Source organism: Bacillus oleivorans, assembly GCF_900207585.1.
Lineage (GTDB): Bacteria > Bacillota > Bacilli > Bacillales > JC228 > Bacillus_BF > Bacillus_BF oleivorans.
In genome coordinates, this window is sequence record NZ_OAOP01000025.1 from 1 (window position 1) to 1,437 (window position 1,437).

A 1,437-nucleotide genomic window follows, 5' to 3' on the forward strand; every position below is an offset into this window, starting at 1 on the left:
TGAACTGCACCCCAATTGTTAGACACACAACTAACAATTGGAGGTGCAGTTTTTATATGTCTAAATTTAACATAGAGGAAAAAATAGAAGCAGTTATTCGTTATCAACAGGGAACGGAGGGGGTAAAATCTATTGCGAAATCTATAGGAGTCCATCATACAGTCTTATTAAATTGGATTAAACAATATGAACATCATGGTGAAAATGCCTTTAATCAGCCCTATACATCCTACACAACACAGTTTAAACTAGACGTACTAAATTATATAAAAGAGACAGGGACGTCTATAAGGGAAGCTGCCGCTATATTTAACATTGCGACACATAGTACCGTTCAAAAATGGCAAAAAAGTTTCGAGTTACATGGAATAGACGCCCTAAAACCAACAAAAAAGGGGCGTCCACCAATGAAAAAAGAAACAAACAAATCTCAACCAGTAAAAGGAACAGAAGAGGCGTTGCGAGCTGAAATTGAGCGTTTACGTATGGAGAATGCCTATCTAAAAAAGTTGAGAGCCTTAATTCAAGAAAAGGAAAAATTACAGAACAAGACAAAGCGCAAGTAATTTATGAATTAAGGCATGAATTTAAAGTTATCAATCTTGTAAAGGTCGCTGGAATTGCCCGTAGTACATATTATTATTGGGTAAAACAAATGGGTCGTCCAGATAAGTATAACGAAGTCAAAGAGCTCATTAAGAAAATTTTTGATGAACATCAAGGACGATATGGATATCGCCGCATTACATTGGAAATACGTAATCGAGGTTTAAAAATAAATCATAAAACAGTCCGTCGCTTGATGAATGAAATGGGATTAAAATGTCTTGTGCGCATGAAAAAATATCGTTCATACCGTGGGCAAGTAGGTAAAATTGCTCCAAATATTTTGGAGCGTGATTTTAAAGCATCAAAGCCAAATGAGAAGTGGGTAACGGATGTGACAGAATTCCACTTACATGGAGAGAAGCTATATTTATCCCCCATTCTAGATTTATACAACGGGGAAATCATCGCTTATAACATAGAAAAGCGTCCTGTTTATCTGCTTGTTTCAAAAATGTTGGACAAAGCTTTTGACCATTTAAAAGAGGGAGACGCCCCCATCCTCCATTCTGATCAAGGTTGGCATTATCAAATGAAGCACTACCAACATGCTTTAAAAGAACATGGTATTACTCAAAGTATGTCACGTAAGGGGAATTGTTTAGATAATGCAGTCATGGAGAATTTCTTTGGCTTATTAAAGTCTGAATTACTCTATTTAAAAGAATTTGAGAGTATGGAGCATTTTAAAGTAGAATTAGAGAAATATATTTACTACTATAATCACAAACGGATTAAGGCAAAATTAAAAGGCATGAGTCCGGTTCAATACCGAAATCATGCCCAAGTAGCTGCCTAAATTTCTGTGTCTAACTTTTTGGGTTCAGATCA

1 protein-coding gene is annotated in these 1,437 nt (G+C 35.8%); it reads left to right on the forward strand.

Going from position 1 to position 1,437, the window contains the following annotated elements:
* Positions 1–56 precede the first annotated feature (56 nt).
* Positions 57–1,405 (forward strand): IS3 family transposase gene (locus CRO56_RS22470; protein ID WP_097160859.1). Its coding sequence is split into 2 segments (ribosomal slippage): positions 57–501 and positions 501–1,405, totalling 1,350 coding nucleotides; the frame shifts between segments, so codons are not numbered across the junction.
* Positions 1,406–1,437: the final 32 nt, after the last annotated feature.